This is a genomic window from Pseudomonas sp. GL-RE-26 (assembly GCF_019956275.1).
In the GTDB taxonomy this organism is placed as follows: Bacteria; Pseudomonadota; Gammaproteobacteria; order Pseudomonadales; family Pseudomonadaceae; genus Aquipseudomonas; species Aquipseudomonas grandcourensis.
In genome coordinates, this window is sequence record NZ_JAHBDI010000011.1 from 432,199 (window position 1) to 451,123 (window position 18,925).

Annotated in this window: 20 protein-coding genes; 8 read left to right on the plus strand and 12 right to left on the minus strand. The window is 60.6% G+C overall.

Annotated features, from left to right (window positions below; translation table 11 throughout):
- Positions 1 to 62: 62 nt before the first annotated feature.
- The 5 genes from KGB07_RS09540 to KGB07_RS09560 all read right to left on the minus strand — a co-directional run bounded on the left by KGB07_RS09540 (position 63) and on the right by KGB07_RS09560 (position 6,407).
- Positions 63 to 1,508 carry a M16 family metallopeptidase gene (locus tag KGB07_RS09540; protein WP_223465260.1) on the minus strand — a complete coding sequence of 482 codons (1,446 nt, stop codon included), beginning with the start codon at positions 1,506 to 1,508 and terminating at the stop codon, positions 63 to 65.
- The gene (locus KGB07_RS09545; RefSeq protein ID WP_223465261.1) at positions 1,501 to 2,847 is read right to left on the minus strand and encodes a M16 family metallopeptidase; all 1,347 of its coding nucleotides are present in this window, start codon (positions 2,845 to 2,847) and stop codon (positions 1,501 to 1,503) included. Before KGB07_RS09545 ends, KGB07_RS09540 begins: the two co-directional genes overlap by 8 nt.
- A gap of 125 nt (positions 2,848 to 2,972) precedes the next feature.
- Positions 2,973 to 3,569: a 16S rRNA (guanine(966)-N(2))-methyltransferase RsmD gene (gene rsmD / locus KGB07_RS09550; protein ID WP_046039216.1), complete on the minus strand. Its 597-nt coding sequence runs from the start codon at positions 3,567 to 3,569 to the stop codon at positions 2,973 to 2,975.
- A complete protein-coding gene (locus KGB07_RS09555; protein WP_046039217.1) occupies positions 3,569 to 5,059 on the minus strand; it encodes a M16 family metallopeptidase in 1,491 nt (496 codons plus the stop codon). Before KGB07_RS09555 ends, rsmD begins: the two co-directional genes overlap by 1 nt.
- Positions 5,052 to 6,407 carry a M16 family metallopeptidase gene (locus KGB07_RS09560; protein WP_046039219.1) on the minus strand — a complete coding sequence of 452 codons (1,356 nt, stop codon included), beginning with the start codon at positions 6,405 to 6,407 and terminating at the stop codon, positions 5,052 to 5,054. The genes KGB07_RS09555 and KGB07_RS09560 overlap by 8 nt, the downstream gene beginning before the upstream one ends.
- Positions 6,408 to 7,015: 608 nt before the next feature.
- Between KGB07_RS09560 and ftsY the strand changes: the two genes are divergently transcribed.
- From ftsY to rpoH, 4 genes are all read left to right on the plus strand, one after another.
- Entirely contained in the window at positions 7,016 to 8,548 is a 1,533-nt protein-coding gene (ftsY, locus tag KGB07_RS09565) for a signal recognition particle-docking protein FtsY (RefSeq protein ID WP_223465262.1), read from the plus strand.
- Positions 8,545 to 9,216 carry a cell division ATP-binding protein FtsE gene (gene ftsE, locus KGB07_RS09570; RefSeq protein ID WP_007975383.1) on the plus strand — a complete coding sequence of 224 codons (672 nt, stop codon included), beginning with the start codon at positions 8,545 to 8,547 and terminating at the stop codon, positions 9,214 to 9,216. Before ftsY ends, ftsE begins: the two co-directional genes overlap by 4 nt.
- On the plus strand, positions 9,213 to 10,235 hold the full coding sequence (ftsX, locus tag KGB07_RS09575; RefSeq protein WP_046039223.1) for a permease-like cell division protein FtsX: 1,023 nt from the start codon (positions 9,213 to 9,215) through the stop codon (positions 10,233 to 10,235). Before ftsE ends, ftsX begins: the two co-directional genes overlap by 4 nt.
- Before the next feature lie 120 nt (positions 10,236 to 10,355).
- On the plus strand, positions 10,356 to 11,210 hold the full coding sequence (gene rpoH / locus KGB07_RS09580; protein WP_007975386.1) for an RNA polymerase sigma factor RpoH: 855 nt from the start codon (positions 10,356 to 10,358) through the stop codon (positions 11,208 to 11,210).
- 141 nt (positions 11,211 to 11,351) lie between these two features.
- Here the strand turns inward: rpoH and mtgA are convergent, their stop codons facing one another.
- Positions 11,352 to 12,074: a monofunctional biosynthetic peptidoglycan transglycosylase gene (gene mtgA, locus KGB07_RS09585; RefSeq protein ID WP_046039224.1), complete on the minus strand. Its 723-nt coding sequence runs from the start codon at positions 12,072 to 12,074 to the stop codon at positions 11,352 to 11,354.
- Between the two features lie 74 nt (positions 12,075 to 12,148).
- On the opposite strand from mtgA, the gene KGB07_RS09590 reads away from it, so the two are divergent.
- From KGB07_RS09590 to trmB, 4 genes are all read left to right on the plus strand, one after another.
- A complete protein-coding gene (locus tag KGB07_RS09590; protein ID WP_046039225.1) occupies positions 12,149 to 12,520 on the plus strand; it encodes a DUF423 domain-containing protein in 372 nt (123 codons plus the stop codon).
- A 90-nt stretch (positions 12,521 to 12,610) separates the two neighbouring features.
- Positions 12,611 to 12,811 (plus strand): sulfur carrier protein ThiS, encoded by a 201-nt coding sequence (gene thiS, locus KGB07_RS09595; protein WP_162184594.1) that lies wholly within the window; start codon positions 12,611 to 12,613, stop codon positions 12,809 to 12,811.
- A gap of 60 nt (positions 12,812 to 12,871) precedes the next feature.
- Complete coding sequence (locus KGB07_RS09600; RefSeq protein ID WP_008051425.1) at positions 12,872 to 13,666, plus strand: thiazole synthase; 795 nt, start codon at positions 12,872 to 12,874, stop codon at positions 13,664 to 13,666.
- 9 nt (positions 13,667 to 13,675) lie between these two features.
- On the plus strand, positions 13,676 to 14,401 hold the full coding sequence (gene trmB, locus KGB07_RS09605) for a tRNA (guanosine(46)-N7)-methyltransferase TrmB (protein ID WP_046039226.1): 726 nt from the start codon (positions 13,676 to 13,678) through the stop codon (positions 14,399 to 14,401).
- A gap of 133 nt (positions 14,402 to 14,534) precedes the next feature.
- Here trmB and KGB07_RS09610 read toward each other — a convergent pair whose 3' ends face one another.
- The 6 genes from KGB07_RS09610 to metX are packed head-to-tail and all read right to left on the minus strand — an operon-like array spanning position 14,535 to position 18,891.
- Positions 14,535 to 14,858, minus strand: coding sequence for a DUF3392 domain-containing protein (locus KGB07_RS09610; protein ID WP_007987827.1), 324 nt, complete (start codon positions 14,856 to 14,858; stop codon positions 14,535 to 14,537).
- A 9-nt stretch (positions 14,859 to 14,867) separates the two neighbouring features.
- Complete coding sequence (gene hemW / locus KGB07_RS09615) at positions 14,868 to 16,073, minus strand: radical SAM family heme chaperone HemW (protein WP_046039228.1); 1,206 nt, start codon at positions 16,071 to 16,073, stop codon at positions 14,868 to 14,870.
- Entirely contained in the window at positions 16,070 to 16,666 is a 597-nt protein-coding gene (gene rdgB / locus KGB07_RS09620; RefSeq protein WP_056726483.1) for an RdgB/HAM1 family non-canonical purine NTP pyrophosphatase, read from the minus strand. The genes hemW and rdgB overlap by 4 nt, the downstream gene beginning before the upstream one ends.
- Positions 16,663 to 17,097 (minus strand): DUF4426 domain-containing protein, encoded by a 435-nt coding sequence (locus KGB07_RS09625; protein ID WP_223465263.1) that lies wholly within the window; start codon positions 17,095 to 17,097, stop codon positions 16,663 to 16,665. Before KGB07_RS09625 ends, rdgB begins: the two co-directional genes overlap by 4 nt.
- A 26-nt stretch (positions 17,098 to 17,123) precedes the next feature.
- On the minus strand, positions 17,124 to 17,744 hold the full coding sequence (gene metW / locus KGB07_RS09630) for a methionine biosynthesis protein MetW (RefSeq protein WP_046039234.1): 621 nt from the start codon (positions 17,742 to 17,744) through the stop codon (positions 17,124 to 17,126).
- 7 nt (positions 17,745 to 17,751) lie between these two features.
- Positions 17,752 to 18,891, minus strand: coding sequence for a homoserine O-succinyltransferase MetX (gene metX, locus KGB07_RS09635; protein WP_046039236.1), 1,140 nt, complete (start codon positions 18,889 to 18,891; stop codon positions 17,752 to 17,754).
- Between the last annotated feature and the right edge of the window lie 34 nt (positions 18,892 to 18,925).

Sequence of the window (18,925 nt, forward strand, 5' to 3'; positions counted from 1 at the left end):
GTGTTCATGCGTCTGCCCGAAGACGCGGCGGGACAGCGCCGCGACCGCGTCATCATGGCTGTCTAACTTGCCACATTCTCGCCAGGCATGCGACACATGGCATTGGTTGCGCTTTCGCTCGGAGCTGGCAGCGGTTGTTGATCTGTCTTCGGCCCCAGGATGACAACGCGCCATTGATCGGCGTGGTGATGCCGATTGAGCGCGCTTTTGATTGAGGCGGGGCTCAGCTTCAAGGCTGCTTGCGTGGCAAAGTCGAGGTCCAGCGGCAGATTGTGCACGCTGATGGCGTACAACTGTCTCAGAATCTGCATATTGGTGACGCTGTTCAGTGGCGCGCTACCGGTCAGTTGCTGTTGGCTGTCTTCGAGTTCCTGTCGGGTCGGCCCTTGGGCGAGAAAGTCGCTGAACATCGTCTTGATATGGGCCAGCACGGCATCGGCCTGCTCTGGTCGGGTTTGCAGTTCAATGGTCAGCAACCCTTGTGCCTGAAGGGCAGAAAGGTCGGCTTTGACGTGATAGGTCAGGCCTCGGCGTTCACGCAGTTCATTGGTCAGCCGGTTGGTGAAAATCCGCATGGCCATTTGCAGCGCGACGTAGTCCGGACCGCTTCGCAGGTCACTTGGCTGGGCGAGGCGCAGGTAAGCCTGGGTCGATGGTCGTTCAACGCGCAGCAAGCTCGGGGCTGTTGGACTTGTCACTGGCTTGATCGCGGCAGCGGCCGGTCCCAGGGGCAAGGCCGCGGAAATCTGCGTACCAATACGCTGGGCTTCTTCCTCGGTGAGGTCACCGACCAGTGTGATCTGGGCATTGCCTGCGGCATAAGCCTCGCGATGAAAGTCTTGCGCCAAGGAGCGGGTGATGGAGGCAAGCCCGGCCCGGGTTCCGTAGAGGGACTGAGCATTGCCGTGCTCGGGAAACAGCTGAGCGAGGTTCGCTTGTCGGGCTTGAGCGGCATGGGACTGGTCTTCAAGGTCCAGAAAGTACTGCAATTGGGATTTCACCCCAGGCAGGGACTCTTGCGGCAACAGCGGTTTGCCGAGTACCTGGGCAAACAGCTCCAGGGCTGGAGTGCGCCGTGATTCGTCACTCAGACTACGCAGGGAAAACCAGGTCCGGTCCTGGCTGATACCCATATTCATCCTTGCACCCAGATTATCGAACGTCGCCTGTATGGCGTTGACGTCCTTGCCGGTCACTCCTTCGTTCAAAAGGCTATAGGTGACAGCGGCCAGGCCGGGTTGAATCGGTGTGTGGGCGCTGCCGGCGGCAAAGCTTACAAGAGCATCGAACATCGGCAGGCCAGGGGTGCGGATGAACAGGATCTTCGTTCCGCCGAGAGTTTTGTAACCCTTGATCGGCAGCGTACGTTGGGTCGCCGGAGCCTGTGGTTCATTGAGCGATTGCAGCCCCGGTTTCCGGGCCTCCGTGGTTGCAGCGGCAGGGGCCTGTGCACTCAACAGCATGCCGGCCAGGATCAATCCATTGATGAGACCTTTGAGCTTATCCATTGTTTTTCTCCGGCAGGATTTTCGCGGTACTCAGGCGCTCACGCGTCAGGTAAGTCTTTGCGACTTGTTGAATATCCAGGGGAGTGACCTTGTTCAGCTCATCCGTGTCCTGATCGGTTAGCCGCCAGTCCAGACCGATGGTTTCCAGCAGGCCCAGAGTGTTGGCCTGCCCTTCCAGATCATCCTGCGCATAAACCGTGTTAGCGATCACAAGGTTTTTCGCGCGCTCCAGTTCTGCCGGTTCCGGTGCCTTGCTCTTCAGTGATTCGATCACTTGCCACAGGCGGGCGAGGCCTTCGTCAGCGTCATTGAGCTTGTCCGGGTTGAGCTGGGTGCTGATGGTCAGCAACGAATCACCGCGATTGAAGGCGTCGTACTCTGAGTTGGCCTCAGTGAATATCGCCTCGCTCCGTTGCAGTTGCTGTTTGATCCGCGCGCTACTGGATCCGGCCAGTAACATATCGAGCAAGCGCAGGGCATGGGCGGTCCGACGATCCGGTGCCGTGGCCAGGCTGGGCGCGTTGAAGCTCATGATCAGGCGCGGGGAGGCTACGGGTGCATGCAGGGTCAGTGACCGTTCACCGGCAGAAGCCAGCTCGACGGGGGCAGGCGCCACGGGTGTCGCACGTCGCTCAAGGTGGCCGAAGTGCTGCTGTGCCAGGGCCTTGATCTGCTCGGGTGCAACATCGCCAACGACCACCAGCGTCGCATTGCTTGGCGAATACCAGGCCTGATACCACTGCCGCAATTGCACGGCGTTCATTCGTTGCAAATCGTGCATCCAGCCAATCGTCGGGGTGCGGTAGCCGCTGGCCGGGTGGGCGATGCTGTTCAGTCGTTCGTGAGCAGACACGGTGATCTCATCATCAACGCGCATCCGGCGCTCCTCCTGAATGACCTTGAGCTCCGGCGTGAAGTCCTGTGCATCCAGCTCGGCCGTATTCATCAGGTCGGCCAGTATTTCGAAAGCGACGCCAGTGCGGCCGGAAGGCAGTGTCTGGTAAAAGACCGTGAAGTCAGTGCCGGTATATGCGTTTTGATTGGCGCCAAGCTTTTCCAGTATCACCGCGAACTCTCCGGCGCAGGCCTTGCTGCTGCCTTTGTAGACCATGTGTTCGAGGGCGTGGGACAGGCCGGACTGGCCGGGCGGTTCGTAGCTTGAACCGACCTTGATCCAGAGTTGGGCGGTGACGATGGGGGAGCGGTGGTCCTCGCGCACGACAACCTTGAGGCCGTTATCCAGTACGAAGTCTTGCGTCGCAGGAGGGGTCGCTGCGCTGGCCATGAGCGGCAGCCAGGCGATAAAGGGCAGCACAAATATGCTGCGGGAGATGTTCATCCGTGTTCATCCTCAGTGGTTTGCAGTTAATTGCGCAAACCACTGTGGATGATCCGGAAGGACGTCAGGCGGTAACTATGTAGTGCACTTCACAACCGGTTTGGGGCAGTCGCCCCGCCGAAATGTCAGGCGCTGCGTTGCCACAACGAGTAATACACGCGCCCGGATTTCTGCTCCCGGTGCAGGCGCCAGTTCTCCGGTAGGCCCAGGGTCGACGGCGCCGACTCGCTTTCGGTGTACACCCAGGCGTCTTCCGCCAGCCATTGGCGCTCTTCGAGCAACTTGCAAACGGCAGGCAGCAGGTTCTGGTTGAACGGCGGATCGAGGAACACCAGGTCGTAGGCCGTTGCGGTCTGGGTTTCCAGGTAGCGCAGGGCGTCGGCGGTCTGGACCTGGCCGTTGGTGCAACGCAGCGTGCCCAGGTGTTCCTTCAGGCTGGACACCGCGATACTGCTGGCGTCCAGCGCCTGGCCCATGGCTGCGCCACGGGACAGGGCTTCGAGGAACAGTGCGCCACTGCCGGTGAACGGGTCGAGCACCTTGGCGCCCGGCACGTAAGGCGCGAGCCAGTTGAACAGGGTTTCACGCACTCGGTCCGGCGTCGGGCGCAGGCCTGGGGCGTCGGGGAAACTCAGCTTCCGGCTGCGCCATTCGCCGCCGATGATGCGCAACTGGTTCACGCCGTTATGGACGTTCTTGGCGGGTTTTTTAGGATGGGCCATTAATGCTCCGGAACCCCGAGCGGTTGCTCGGAAGGTTTATCAGTAGGGGCCGGTAACGGCTTTTGCGGCACGGTCGGGCCAGCGCTGACGATGACCATCTTGTCCGTGCTCAGGTGTTTGTTCATGGCGGCTTTGACCTGCTCGACGGTCAAGTCCTGGGACTGTTGCATGAAGTCTTCCAGGTGACTCAACGGCAAGTTGTAGAAACCGATGGCGCCAAGCTGGCCGACGATATCGGCATTGCTCGCGGTGGACAGCGGGAAGCTGCCGGCCAGTTCGCGCTTGGCGTCGTCGAGTTCTTTTTCGGTCGGACCGGTTTTAAGGTAGTCGGCCAACACATCCTGCACCAGTTTCAGGGTGCCCTCGCTCATCTCGGCGCGGGTTTGCAGGTTGATCATGAACGGGCCACGCGCCTGCATCGGGGTGAAACCCGAATACACGCCGTAAGTCAGGCCACGCTTCTCGCGCACTTCGCTCATCAAGCGGGTGCCGAAGCCGCCGCCACCGAGAATCTGGTTACCCATGGACAACGCAGCGTAGTCCGGATCGTCGCGGTCGATGCCCAGTTGCGCGAGCATCAGGTTGGTCTGCTTGGACGGGAACTCGATATGGCCGACGCTGGCCTTGGGCTCGACCGGTTGGGCAATTTTCGGCAAGGCCGGGCCTTTGGGCAGGGCGCTGGAAACCTGGGCGGCAATCGCTTCCGCTTCCGCGCGCGACAGGTCGCCGACCAGTGCGATCACCACATTGCCGGCTGCGTAGGCTTTCTCGTGGAAAGCACGCAGTTGGGCCACGGTGATCGCCGGGACGGTTTTCGCCGTGCCGTCGCTGGAATGCGCGTATGGGTGATCACCGTACAAGCGGTTCATCAGTTCCAGGCTCGCCAGTTTGCCGGGATTCTGTTTCTGGTATTCGAAGCCGGCGAGCATCTGGTTCTTGATGCGGGCAAACGAGTCGGCGGGGAAGGTCGGTTTGCCGACGACTTCGGCGAACAGCTTCAGGGCTGGCTCGCGCTTGTCCTTGGCACTCAGGCTGCGCAGCGAAGCGATTGCCATGTCCTTATAAGCGCCGTTGCCGAAATCGACGCCCAGGCCTTCGAAGCCCTGGGCAATGGCACCGACGTCTTTGCCGGCCACGCCTTCGTTGAGCATGGCGTTGGTCAACACCGCCAGGCCCGGTGCGTCGCCGTCCTGGCTGCTGCCGGCAGCGAAGATCAGGCGCATGTCGAACATCGGTAGCTCATGGGCTTCGACAAACAGCACCTTGGTGCCTTCGGCGGTGTTCCAGGTCTGCACATCCAGCTTGCGGTGGTCCGGTGCCTTACCGTTGAGTTCGGTCAGCGATTGCAGTTTCTGGCTGGCCTTGGCCTTGTCCAGGGCTTCGCTGGCATTGGTTTGCTCAGGGCGCGACAAATAGAACGCTGCGGAACCGATAACGGCGACGGCGACCAGGCCGATCAGGGCCAGGCGAGAGGGTTTACGCTCACTCATGAGTCGTCTCCAGAGGCAGTACATGGGCGACGCTGAGACGTTCGCGGGTGAAATACAGCTTGGCGGCTTTCTGGATATCTTCCGGCGTGACGCTTTCCAGATCGGACAGTTCGGTGTCCATCAGTTTCCACGACAGGCCGACGGTTTCCAGTTGGCCGATGGCCGTGGCCTGACTGGTGATCGAGTCGCGCTCGAAGACCAGGCCGGCGATGACTTGTGCGCGTACGCGTTCCAGCTCTTCGGCGGTAGGCGCCGTGGTTTTCAGCTGGTCGAGCAGCTTCCACAAACCGGCTTGCGCCTGGGCGATGGTCTTGTGTTTCTGCGAGTTTGGCGATGCCGACAGGGTAAAGAGGCTGTCGCCACGGGTGTAGGCGTCGTAACTCGACGAGCCGCCGGACACCAGTTCTTCTCCGCGCTCCAGTTGCGTCGGGATGCGACCGCTGTAGCCGCCATCGAGCAGTGCCGAGATCAGGCGCAGGGCATTGACCAGGCGCTTGTCTTCGGCGGTGGCGATGCTCGGCACGTTGAAGGCCAGCATCAGGCTAGGCAGTTGGGTCTGCACGTGCAGAGTGATCTGGCGCTCGCCCGGTTCGGCCAGTTCCAGCGGCTTTTTCGCGGCGGGCACTTCACGCTTGGCGATCGGGCCGAAATAGCGTTGGGCCAGGGTTTTGACTTCGTCCGGGGTGACATCGCCAACCACCACCAGCGTGGCGTTGTTGGGCACGTACCAGGTTTCGTACCAGTGGCGCAGCTCTTCGACTTTCATCCGCTCAAGGTCGGCCATCCAGCCGATGGTCGGCGTGTGATAGCCGCTGGCCGGGTAGGCCATGGCCTTGAAGCGCTCGTAGGCCTTGGCCATCGGCTTGTCGTCGGTGCGCAGGCGGCGCTCTTCCTTGATGACTTCGATTTCCTTGGCGAACTCATCGGGTGGCAGGCGCAGGCTGGCCATGCGGTCGGCTTCCAGCTCGAAGGCCACGCCCAGGCGATCCCGGGCCAGCACCTGGTAGTACGCGGTGAAATCATCGCTGGTGAATGCGTTTTCTTCGGCACCGAGGTCGCGCAGGATCAGCGAGGCTTCGCCGGGGCCGACTTTCTCGCTGCCCTTGAACATCATGTGCTCCAGGGCGTGGGACAGGCCGGTATTGCCCGGTGTCTCGTAGCTGGAGCCGACCTTGTACCAGACCTGGGAAACCACCACGGGCGCACGGTGGTCTTCGCGCACGACCACCTTCAAGCCATTGTCGAGAGTGAATTCGTGGGTGGGTTGCGGGTCGGCAGCCAGGGCCGAAAGGGGCAGGCAAACTGTGCTGAGCAGCAGGCCAGCGGCGCGGCGGGCAAGAGCATTCATTCGTTTTCAAACCTTTGGGGCTGCCCGCTTGTTCTTAGCGTCAGCGGGCGAGAGGTAGGGCGTGTCATCAATCATTACCAGTACCGCGCCGGAGCCTGATAGTCCGCAGGGCAAGGCGCGAGGAGTGTAGTTTGGTCATTCCAAATAAACTCCGAGCAACGCAGCCCTGCGGACTATCAGGCCCGGCCCTCCGGGTGGTCGCCTGAAAGCGGGCCATACTGCGTTGCAGTCCTTGGCAAGGAAAGCACATTCCCTGCGGCCTGCGCCTTGTCTGGCCCGCTTTCAGGCGGCCACGCGGTACTGGTAATGATTGATGACACGCCCTAGGATACTGATCCGTTTTACTGGCGGCCACGCCTATCAGGCCTTTGATTGGCCTGCGGGTTGTATGGGTTACCGGCAGAAACTTTGAGTTTGTCAGCTAAACTCTGCGTTTTCGCCGACGATGCCGTTCCAGTCCTTCGTATTAGTCGACCTTTGAGGCGCCGTTGGCACCTCGACAAAATGTTGCGCGTGAACAAGCTGGGTCAATCGCAGTCTGTTCTGCATCGAATATTTAATTGCCGGGGCGCCATTGGCGCGTCGCTACCGTGAGATAGCCGTCCTCCATGTTTGGTTCCAACGACGACAAGAAGACCCCAGCTGCGGCTGGCGAGAAAAAAAGCCTGTTCGGATGGCTGCGCAAAAAGCCGCAGGAACCCGTCGTCGAACAGCCACAAGCCATTCCTGAACCAGCGCCGACGCCGGTCCCGGTAATAGAAGAAGTGCCCGCGCCGGTTGTTCTGCCGCTTGCCGAGCCGTTGCTGCAACCCAAGGTGGAGGCCGCTCCTGAACCAGTCAGCGAAATCGTCACCGAACAGCCACTGGCCCCGACAGCCGAACCGTGGTTGACCCTGCCGGTAGCCGAAGAGCCCGTGGCATTGGTCGAAAATGACCTGGCTCCTCACGTGACGCCACCGATTCCGGCTTCGACAGCGCTTACGCCTGCACCGGCTCACGCGCCTGTGGTCGAACCGATTGTTGCACCGGTCGTCGTGGCCGAGCCTGTGCCCGTTGTCAGCCAGCCAGAGGTTCCGGTATTCGTTGCTCCGGTTGCTCCGGTTGCTCCGGTTGCTCCGGTTGCTCAAGCACCGGCACCCGCTCCGATTCCTGAGCCGATTGCGGCACCCGTCGAAACCCCGATCGAGCCGGTACGCACCGAAGAAACCAAAGCCGGTTTCTTTGCCCGCCTCAAGCAGGGCCTGTCCAAGACCAGCGCCAGTATCGGCGAAGGCATGGCCAGCCTGTTCCTGGGCAAAAAGGTCATTGATGACGAACTGCTCGAAGACCTCGAAACCCGTTTGCTGACCGCCGACGTCGGTGTCGAAGCCACCTCGGTGATCATTCAGCGTCTGACGCAGAAGGTTGCGCGCAAGGAGCTGGCCGACGCCGATGCCCTGTACAAATCCCTGCAAGCCGAGCTGGCAGCGATGCTCAGGCCTGTCGAGCAGCCGCTGAAAATCACCTCGCAGAACAAACCGTTCGTGATTCTGGTCGTCGGCGTCAACGGTGCCGGCAAGACCACCACCATCGGCAAGCTGGCGAAGAAACTGCAACTGGAAGGCAAGAAAGTCATGCTCGCCGCCGGGGATACCTTCCGTGCCGCGGCGGTGGAGCAATTGCAGGTCTGGGGCGAGCGCAACAAGATCCCGGTGATCGCACAGCACACTGGCGCCGACTCGGCTTCGGTGATCTTCGACGCCGTGCAGGCCGCCAAGGCTCGTGGCATCGATGTCCTGATCGCCGACACCGCCGGCCGCCTGCACACCAAAGACAACTTGATGGAAGAGCTGAAAAAGGTTCGCCGGGTGATCAGCAAGCTCGATGCCGACGCACCTCACGAAGTGCTGTTGGTGCTTGACGCCGGCACCGGCCAGAACGCCATCAACCAGGCCAAGCAATTCAACCAGACCGTTGAACTGACCGGCCTGGCGCTGACCAAGCTCGACGGCACCGCCAAGGGCGGGGTGATTTTCGCCCTGGCCAAGCAATTCGGCCTGCCGATCCGCTACATTGGCGTCGGCGAAGGCATCGACGATTTGCGTACCTTTGAAGCAGAACCCTTTGTCCAGGCATTGTTTGCCGAACGGGAGCGTTCATGATTCGTTTCGAACAGGTCGGTAAGCGCTACCCGAACGGTCACGTCGGCTTGCATGAGCTGAGCTTTCGAGTCCGCCGTGGCGAGTTCTTGTTTGTCACCGGCCATTCCGGTGCCGGTAAATCCACGCTGTTGCGCCTGTTGCTGGCGATGGAGCGCCCGACCAGCGGCAAGCTGCTGCTCGCCGGGCAAGACCTGAGCACCATCAGCAACGCGCAGATTCCTTTCTTGCGCCGACAGATCGGTGTGGTGTTCCAGAATCACCAGTTGCTGTTCGATCGCACGGTGTTCAATAACGTCGCGTTGCCTTTGCAGATCCTGGGGTTGTCCAAGGCCGAGATCGCCAAGCGCGTGGACTCGGCACTGGAGCGTGTGGCGCTGTCGGATAAAACCGACTTGTACCCGGGCGACCTGTCCACCGGTCAGCAGCAGCGCGTCGGCATCGCCCGTGCCATCGTCCATCGTCCGGCCTTGCTGCTGGCGGATGAACCGACCGGTAACCTCGACCCGCGTTTGGCCGCCGAGATCATGGGTGTGTTCGAAGACATCAACCGCCTCGGCACCAGCGTGCTGATCGCCAGTCACGACCTGGCCCTGATCGCCCGCATGCGCCATCGCATGCTGACGCTGCAACGCGGTCGATTGATCGGTGACGGGGAGGCCGCGGTATGAGTGCAACACGTAGCCCCAAGGTTTCCGAGCGCGTGGCCCCGAAGGCCGCCGATCCGCAGCCGCAAAAGAAAAAACGCGATGATGACGACGGTCCGGACTTTGCCACGTTGTTCCGTGCCTGGATCGAAAGTCATCGCGCCAGTCTGGTGGACAGCCTGCGCCGCCTGGGCAAGCAGCCCATCGGCAGTTTCTTCACCTGCATGGTGATGGCGGTGGCCCTGAGTTTGCCCATGGGGCTGTCACTTTTGCTAAGTAACGTCGAGCGTCTGGGTGGTTCCTGGCAGCGCGCGGCGCAGATTTCCCTGTATCTGGACCTTGAGGCCAAGCCGGCCGAAGGCGAATCGCTGCGCGATCAGATCAAGGGCATGCCTGGCGTCGCCGATGCCGAATATGTTGGCCGGGATCAAGCGCTGGAAGAGTTCCAGCAACAGTCCGGGCTGGGCGAGGCGCTCAAGGAATTGCCAGAGAACCCGCTGCCGGGCGTGGTCTTGGTGACGCCGGCCGAAGTCGACAAGCCGGCCCTTGAAGCATTAAGACAAAAACTATCCGAGCTGCCGAAGGTACAACAGGCGCAACTTGATTTAGTCTGGGTCGAGCGTCTGGCAGCCATCCTCAAGCTGGGTGACCGTTTTGTCTTCGGTCTGACCGTGCTTCTGGTTTCTGCATTACTTTTGGTGATAGGCAATACCATTCGTCTTCATATTGAAAACCGCCGCACAGAGATAGAAGTGATTAAACTGGTCGGCGGCACTGACAGCTATGTGCGTAGGCCCTTTCTGTATATGGGCGCGTTGTATGGCTTCGGTGCGGGGATTCTGTCCTGGGGTGTACTGGCGTTCGGCCTTGATTGGCTGAACGACGCGGTGGTAGGGCTGGCCGGATTGTACGGCAGTGATTTTGCGCTGGCTGGAGTGCCAGTTGCCGACGGTCTGTCTCTCTTGCTTGGCGCGGTGCTGTTGGGGTATATCGGTGCATGGATTGCAGTCGCACGCCACCTGAGGGAGCTTGCGCCTAAGTAGTATCATTTTGCTCGTATTGACCTTTCAGCGTTTTTGGGTTTTAGGGAACTTGTCTTTCGGTTTCCGGTCAATTTTCGCAGTGCTGAACTGCACGAGTTTGTAAGTCGGAGGTTTTTTCGTATGACCAATTCTTTGCAACCTGCATATGCTCTGGTCCCGGGTGCGAACCTGGAGGCCTATGTGCACACCGTCAACAGCATTCCATTGCTGTCGCCGGAGCAGGAGCGTGAACTGGCCGAGAGTCTCTATTATGAGCAGGATTTGGGGGCGGCTCGGCAGATGGTGCTCGCCCACCTGCGTTTTGTCGTACATATCGCCCGTAGCTATTCCGGCTACGGTCTGGCTCAGGCTGACCTGATCCAGGAAGGCAACGTCGGCCTGATGAAGGCCGTGAAGCGCTTCAACCCGGAAATGGGCGTGCGCCTGGTGTCCTTTGCCGTGCACTGGATCAAGGCGGAAATCCACGAGTTCATCCTGCGCAACTGGCGCATCGTGAAAGTCGCGACCACCAAGGCCCAGCGCAAGTTGTTCTTCAACCTGCGCAGCCAGAAGAAACGCCTGGCCTGGCTGAACAACGAGGAAGTCCACCGTGTGGCGGAAAGCCTCGGTGTAGAGCCTCGGGAAGTGCGCGAGATGGAAAGCCGCCTGACTGGCCATGACATGGCCTTCGACCCGGCTGCCGAAGCGGACGACGACAGTGCTTTCCAGTCGCCGGCCAACTATCTGGAAGACCACCGGTACGACCCGGCCCGTCAACTGGAAGATGCCGACTGGAGCGACAACTCCAACCACAACCTGCACGAAGCGCTGGAAGTGCTGGACGACCGCAGCCGTGACATCCTCTACCAGCGCTGGCTGGCGGAAGAAAAAGCCACGCTGCATGACCTGGCGCAGAAGTACAACGTGTCGGCCGAGCGTATTCGCCAACTCGAGAAGAGCGCGATGAACAAGCTCAAGTTGTCGATCGCTGCGTAACTGGCGAGCAGGCAATAAAAAACGCCCCGATCATTGATCGGGGCGTTTTTGTTTGTGCCTGATTTGTTTGCATCACATTGAACCTGTGGGAGCAAGCTTGCTCCCACAGGGATCTTCAGTGTTTCAAAAAATGGTGATCGGTTACTCGGCCCAAGGCGCCCGGCGCGAATCGTTCAGCCCGACCAGATAGCTGTCGCCACCCAGTTGGCTCATCTGCTGCCGAATCCAGCCCGCCCGACGCGAAACGTAGGAAGTCGGATGGCTCGCACTCCACACACGAGGATTGGGCAGTACGGCGGCCAACAAACTCGATTGCTGACGGCTGAGGTTTCTGGCGCTCACGCCAAAGTGATGTCGGGCCGCCGCTTCGGCACCAAATACGCCGTCATCCCACTCGACACTGTTGAGGTACACCTCAAGAATCCGCTGCTTGGGCCAGAACACTTCGATCAGTCCGGTGAACCAGGCTTCCAGGCCTTTGCGCAGCCAGCTGCGGCCAGACCACAGGAACAGGTTTTTCGAGACTTGCTGGCTCAGGGTGCTGGCGCCACGGATCGAACCGCCGCGCTCGTTATGGGCAAACGCCGCCTGAATCGCGCCGATATCGAAGCCCCAATGTTCCGGGAATTTCTGGTCTTCGCCGGCAATCACCGCGACTTTCAGGTCATCAGAGATCTCGTCCCAGGGTTTCCAGGTCCGTTGCAGGTCGATGGGTTCACCGTCGAACCAGGACTCGATCTTGCGCTCGACCATTAGCATCGTCCCTGGCGGCGGTACCACGCGAAAGATCAGCACCAGCAATACGCTGCCACCCATGAACCAGAGCACGGCCTTGGAGAAATGACGGAAATAGATACGCAGCATAGAGATGGCTTGGCCGAACCCGTTGAGCGGGCCATTATACAGACCCTTTGGATCGAAACTGACTGGAGTTCTGCATGCTGCGTGGCTTTCTGATACTGGCCGCTTTTTTCGGCTTCACCGGTGTCGGCCTCGGGGCCTTTGCCGCCCATGGCTTGAAGGACCGCCTGAGCGCCGAGTACCTGGCGATCTTCCACACCGGCGTCACCTATCAATTGGTTCACGCCCTGGCGTTGCTCGGTATCGCAGCGCTGGCCACGCAAATTCCCGGTCGACTCGCCACATGGGCCGCTGCGTCGTTTGCCATCGGTATCCTGCTGTTCTCCGGCAGCCTGTATGTATTGACGCTGACGGGCATCAGCAAGCTCGGCATCATCACCCCGTTCGGTGGCCTGGCCTTCCTGGTGGGCTGGTTTTGCCTCGGACTTGCCGCCTGGCGCCTGAGCTGACTTAACGGTCCATTTCATGACGAATGGCTTGGGTCGACCTGACTGATCGGGCTAGAATGCCAGCCCCTAAAAATGATGGCGGCATCCGGCATGCGCATTCAGTTGAACGGCGAATCCCTTGAACTGCCCGACGGTGAAACCGTTGCGGCCCTGCTGACCCGTCTGGACCTGACCGGACGCCGGGTGGCGGTCGAACTCAATCTGGATATCGTCCCGCGCAGTCAGCACGCAGACACCGCGTTGAACGACGGCGACAACGTCGAAGTCGTGCACGCCATCGGCGGCGGCTAGCAGCCTCGGCCCAGTGGCCACAGAATTCTGCAAGTACCTCACCCCTACAGAGGATTTCCCATGAGCATCGTTCGCAGCGACAAGCCTTTCGTCCTGGCCGGTCGTACTTACCAGTCGCGTTTGCTGGTCGGTACCGGCAAGTACCGTGACATGGAAGAAACCCGCCTGGCCATCGAAGCCTCGGGTGCCGAGATCGTCACCTTCGCCGTACGCCGCACCAACCTTGGCCAGATCGAGGGCGAGCCGAACCTGCTCGATGTGCTGTCGCCGGATCGCTACACTTTCCTGCCGAACACCGCCGGTTGCTACGACGCCATCGAAGCCGTGCGCACCTGCCGCCTGGCCCGTGAGCTGCTCGATGGCCACAACCTGGTGAAGCTGGAAGTGCTGGCCGACCAGAAAACCCTGTTCCCCAACGTGATCGAAACCCTCAAGGCCGCCGAAACGCTGGTCAAGGAAGGCTTCGACGTGATGGTCTACACCAGTGATGATCCGATCATCGCCCGTCAATTGGCGGAAATCGGCTGTATCGCGGTGATGCCGCTGGCCGGTCTGATCGGCTCCGGTCTGGGGATCTGTAATCCATACAACCTGCAGATCATCCTCGAAGAAGCCAAAATCCCGGTGCTGGTGGATGCCGGTGTCGGTACCGCTTCCGACGCCACTATTGCCATGGAGCTGGGTTGTGATGCGGTGCTGATGAACTCGGCCATTGCCCACGCCCAGCAGCCGGTCATGATGGCTGAAGCCATGAAACATGCGATCGTCGCAGGTCGCCTGGCCTACCTCGCCGGCCGCATGCCGAAAAAACTCTATGCCAGCGCCTCTTCGCCGCTGGATGGTCTGATCAAGTAAGAGCCATTGATGACTGAATCGAACGACACGCCAATCCAGACGGAAGAAGGCGACGAGCGCCAACACCGCCGCATCAAGAGTTTCGTGATGCGCGCCGGGCGCATGACCGAAGGCCAGCAAAAGGGCCTGGAGCAGGGCACTCCGCTGTTCGTGCTGCCGCTGGCCGATGCGCCGGTGGATTTCGACCAGGTGTTCGGTCGCTCGGCACCGCGCTCGCTGGAAATCGGTTTCGGTATGGGCCATTCGCTGCTGGAAATGGCAGCGGCTTCACCGGATCAGGATTTCATCGGCGTCGAAGTGCACCGTCCGGGTGTCGGTGCGTTGCTCAATGGCGTGCTGACGCAAGGCCTGACCAACCTGCGGGTCTACGATTGCGATGCGATCGAAGTGCTCAACCGCTGCGTGGCCGATAACAGCCTCGATCGCCTGATGCTGTTCTTCCCGGATCCGTGGCACAAGAGCCGTCACCACAAGCGCCGTATCGTTCAGGCGTCTTTCGCTGAGTTGGTGCGCAGCAAGTTGAAAGTCGGCGGCATTCTGCATATGGCCACTGACTGGGAGCCGTACGCCGAGTACATGCTGGAAGTGATGAGCGTCGCGCCGGGTTACCGCAACCTCGCTGAAGACGGCAAGTGCGTGCCGCGCCCGGCCGAGCGCCCGATCACCAAGTTCGAACGCCGTGGCGAACGTCTTGGGCATGGTGTGTGGGATTTGAAGTTCGAGAAACAGTCCTAAGCCGTAATGCTGTAAAAACTGTAGGAGCGAGCCTGCTCGCGATGAGGCCATGACATTCAACATCTGAGTTGACTGTCAGACCGCTATCGCGAGCAGGCTCGCTCCTACAGTTGTTTTGTATTCGGCAAAAAAATCAGCGGCGGTCAGCGACCACGCCAATCAACACCAGCACCACCAGCAACACCGGCGCCAGGCTGTAGTTGTTGAACTGGCTCAAGCCGCGCACGACCCACGGCGTGGCGTAGATCAGTGCCGCGCCGCTGCCGATCATGCACAGCAGGGACATCAGCGGCACGCGCAACGCGCCGGCGATGCTGCCCAGGCGCTGCTCGACCCAGCCTTTGAAATCCGCACCGAACAGCACCAGCAGGCAGCCCACCAAGGCCAGGGCGATTTCCGAGAGGTTGCTGCGGCTCCAGCGAGACACGGTGGCAAGCAGGTCGAGTACCAAATCCATTCGATTTCCTTATGTCAGAAATTTCTGCAGCAAGTCGTTGAGGAAGAGTTGTCCGCGCATCGTGGCTACCAGACGTGACGGTTCGACCTGCAACAGGCCGCTTTGTTCGGCTTCACGGCGGCCTTCAGCAAGGCTTTCCAGCGTCATGCCGGTACGTTCCGGGTACAGCCGCGATTCGACGCCTTCAGTCAGGCGCAGCGCGTTCATCAGGAATTCGAACGGCATTTCATCGTTGCCCAGCGCTTTCTCGCCAGCCAGGAAATTCTTCGCCGGATTCAGGTAATCCTTCGGCAGGCGCGTCTTCCAGGTGCGAATGATGCGTCCGTCCGGATGACTGAGCTTGCCATGGGCGCCGGCGCCGATGCCAATGAAGTCGCCAAAACTCCAGTAATTGAGGTTGTGGCGCGCCGGGCGACCGGGCAGGGCGTAGGCCGAGACTTCGTATTGCGCGTAACCGTGTTCGGCGAGCAGCGCTTGCCCGGCTTCCTGAATGTCCCACAGCGTGTCGTCTTCCGGCAGTGTCGGCGGCTGGTTCCAGAACACCGTGTTCGGTTCCAGGGTCAGTTGATACCACGACAGGTGTGTCGGTTTCAGGGCGATGGCTGTGCGCAGGTCCGCCAAGGCATCGTCCAGGGACTGATTCGGCAAGCCATGCATCAAGTCCAGGTTGAAGTTGTCGAACCCGGCCTGCCGCGCCATGCCGGCGGCACGTACGGCTTCGTCGCCGTTGTGGATCCGCCCCAGGGCCTCAAGCTTTTCTTGCTGGAAGCTCTGGATGCCGATCGACAGGCGATTGATCCCCAGTTTCCGGTACGCGACGAACTTGTCTTGCTCGAACGTCCCCGGATTGGCTTCCAGCGTGATTTCGATGTCGCTGGCAAACGGAATGCGCTGTTCGACGCCTTTGAGCAAGCGCCCCAGCGAATCAGCGCTGAACAGGCTTGGCGTGCCGCCACCAAAGAAAATCGAGCTCAGCTCACGACCATAAACGGCGTGCAGGTCCTGATCGAGATCGGCCAGCAAGGCGTCGACGTACTCTTCTTCCGGCAGCACGGGGCTGGCGGTGTGGGAGTTGAAGTCGCAATAAGGGCATTTGCGCACGCACCACGGGATGTGGATGTACAGCGCCAGCGGCGGCAGCACAGGCAGGGCCGCCCGAGGCGATTGAGCGTCGCCGCCGAAGATCAGCGGCGACGCGGATGATTCACGGGTCATTTCAAGCCCAGACGCTGGCGCAGCAGATCCATTGCACGGGCTCGGTGGCTGATCTGGTTCTTGTCGCCAGGGCTCATTTCGGCACTGGAGCAATCGCGCTCCGGCACCCAGAACAGCGGGTCGTAGCCAAAACCGTGCTCGCCGCTGGCCTGGGTCAGGATTCGCCCATGCCACAGACCTTCGCAGAGGATCGGCAGCGGATCGTCGGCGTGGCGCACCAGTGCCAGCACGCATACGAACTGCGCGCCGCGTTCGGCTTCAGGCACGTCTTTCAACACGTCGAGCAGCTTGGCGTTGTTCGCCGCATCGCCCTTGCCGTCGGCATAACGCGCCGAGTAGATACCTGGCGCGCCGCCAAGGAAATCTACCGCCAGCCCTGAGTCGTCGGCCAGCGCCGGCAGGCCGGAAATGCGCGCGGCATTGCGGGCCTTGAGGATGGCGTTCTCGACGAACGACAAACCAGTCTCTTCAGGTTCGACGCTGCTGAACTCGCCAATCGAGCGCAGATGCACCGACTCGCCGAGCATGGCCTGGAGTTCCTTGAGTTTGCCGGCGTTATGGCTGGCCAGTACGAGTTGCGTGAAGTTGATCATTGGCCAGGGAAGAGCTCTTGGTTGAAATTGATGGTGTTGATCTTGTCGCCGGTCTGCACCTTGATGTCGAAGGTGCGGACTTCCTGCTGGGGTACTGGGTATTGGGCGATGTAGTAGATCGCTCCTTGCTCGGTGACCTGCTTGAAGTTCAGTGTGTAGCTTTGGCTGGTCAGGTCTTTGACGGTGCCGCTGACCTCGGCCGTCATCGGCGTGCCGGCCTTGATCACCGTAATGTTGATCACGCCCTGATCCTTGCTGCGGGTCAGTTGGGCGGCCTTGGCAACGTCCGGTAGCAGGTAGGTGGAGTTGAAGGTGTTGTAGTGCACCGTCACGTCACCGAAGGTTTCCTTGCGTTCGCTCTTGATGGCGTCGGCGGCCATGGTGGTGACGCTCAGGCAGGTAGTGAGTAGAAACAACGCTAGACGACCCATGATCGTTCTCCTTGAAATAGGGTGGATCAGACTGCGACCCTGTGGTCGGAAAGTCCCGGGCTGCTGACCCGGTAGATGCCGATCTCACCTAACAGATTAGGCCATAGCTTGCTGGCCCACCCGTGCCGATGTTGTTGATCCACGGCCAGCCGATCAATGACCTTCGCTTCACGTTCGCGACACAAGGCTTCAAAGTCGGCGAAGGTGCAGAAGTGAATGTTCGGCGTGTTGTACCAGGTGTACGGCAGGAACTCGGAAACCGGCATGCGGCCCTTGCTCGCCAGGTACCAGCGGCAGCGCCAGTGACCGAAATTCGGGAAAGTGATGATGCACTGACGGCCGACGCGCAGCATTTCCTCGAGGATCCTGTCCGGGTAGTGCACCGCTTGCAGCGCCTGGGTCATGACCACGACATCGAAACTGTTGCTGGCAAAGTTGCCCAGGCCCTTGTCCAGGTCCTGTTCGATGACGTTGATGCCCTTGGCCACGCACTCGGCGATGTTGTCGGCATCGTTTTCCAGGCCATAGCCGGTGACTTGCTTGTTGTCGCGCAGCCAGGTCAGCAGTTCGCCATCGCCGCACCCGAGGTCGAGCACGCGGCTGCCGGCGGGGATCCATTCCTGGATGATTTCCAGATCAGCTCTCATGGCTTTCTCACAACGTAATGCGGTTCATGTAATTGCCGAATGCCTGCAGGTAGCGCGGGATCGGAATCAGGAAGGCGTCGTGGCCTTGCGGAGCGTCGATCTCGAGGTAGCAGACGTCCTTGCGCGCGGCCATCAGCGCATCCACCAGTTCCCGCGAGCGGGCAGGGGAGAAGCGCCAGTCGGTGGTGAACGACATCACGCAGAACTTGGCCTTGGCACCTTCAAAGGTTTTGGCCAGGTTATCGTCGAAGTTCGCCGCAGGATCGAAGTAATCGAGCGCCTTGGTCATCAACAGGTACGTGTTGGCGTCGAAGCGCCCGGAGAACTCTTCGCCCTGATAGCGCAGGTAGCTTTCCACCTGGAATTCGACGCTGTGGAAGTCGTAGTTGAGCTTCTCGCTCTTGAGCCCGCGGCCGAATTTCTCGCCCATGGAATCGTCGGAAAGGTAGGTGATGTGCCCGACCATCCGCGCCAGCATCAGGCCGCGCTTGGGGATCACGTTGTGTTCCTGGAACGAACCGCCGTGGAATTCAGGGTCGGTGAGGATCGCCTGGCGCGCCACTTCGTTGAACGCGATGTTCTGCGCCGACAGCTTGGGCGCCGAGGCGATGGCCAGGCAATGACGGATGCGGTCTGGGTAGGTGATGCTCCATTGCATCGCCTGCATGCCGCCGAGGCTGCCGCCGATCACGGCCGCGAACTGGGCGATGCCGAGGCGATCCGCCAGGCGCGCCTGGCTGTGCACCCAATCCTCGACGGTCAACACCGGGAAGTCGGCGCCGAACGGCTTGCCGGTCTCCGGGTTGATGCTGCTCGGGCCAGTGGAGCCGTTGCAGCCGCCGAGGTTGTTCAGGCTGACCACGAAGAACTTGCTGGTGTCGATCGGCTTGCCGGGGCCGATGCAGCTGTCCCACCAACCGGGCTTGCGGTCGTCGACGCTGTGATAACCGGCGGCGTGGTGGTGACCGGACAGGGCGTGGCAGATCAGCACGGCGTTGCTCGCCGTGGCGTTGAGCGTGCCGTAGGTTTCGTAAATCAGGTCATAGGCCGGGAGCGAACGTCCACAGGCCAACGCCAGGGGTTCGCTGAAGTGCGCCACTTGCGGCGTCACCAGACCAACAGAATCGGGGGGAAAGGCAGCTGGCATCGACCCTGCTCTCATTGAAATGAGGCGTAAGTCT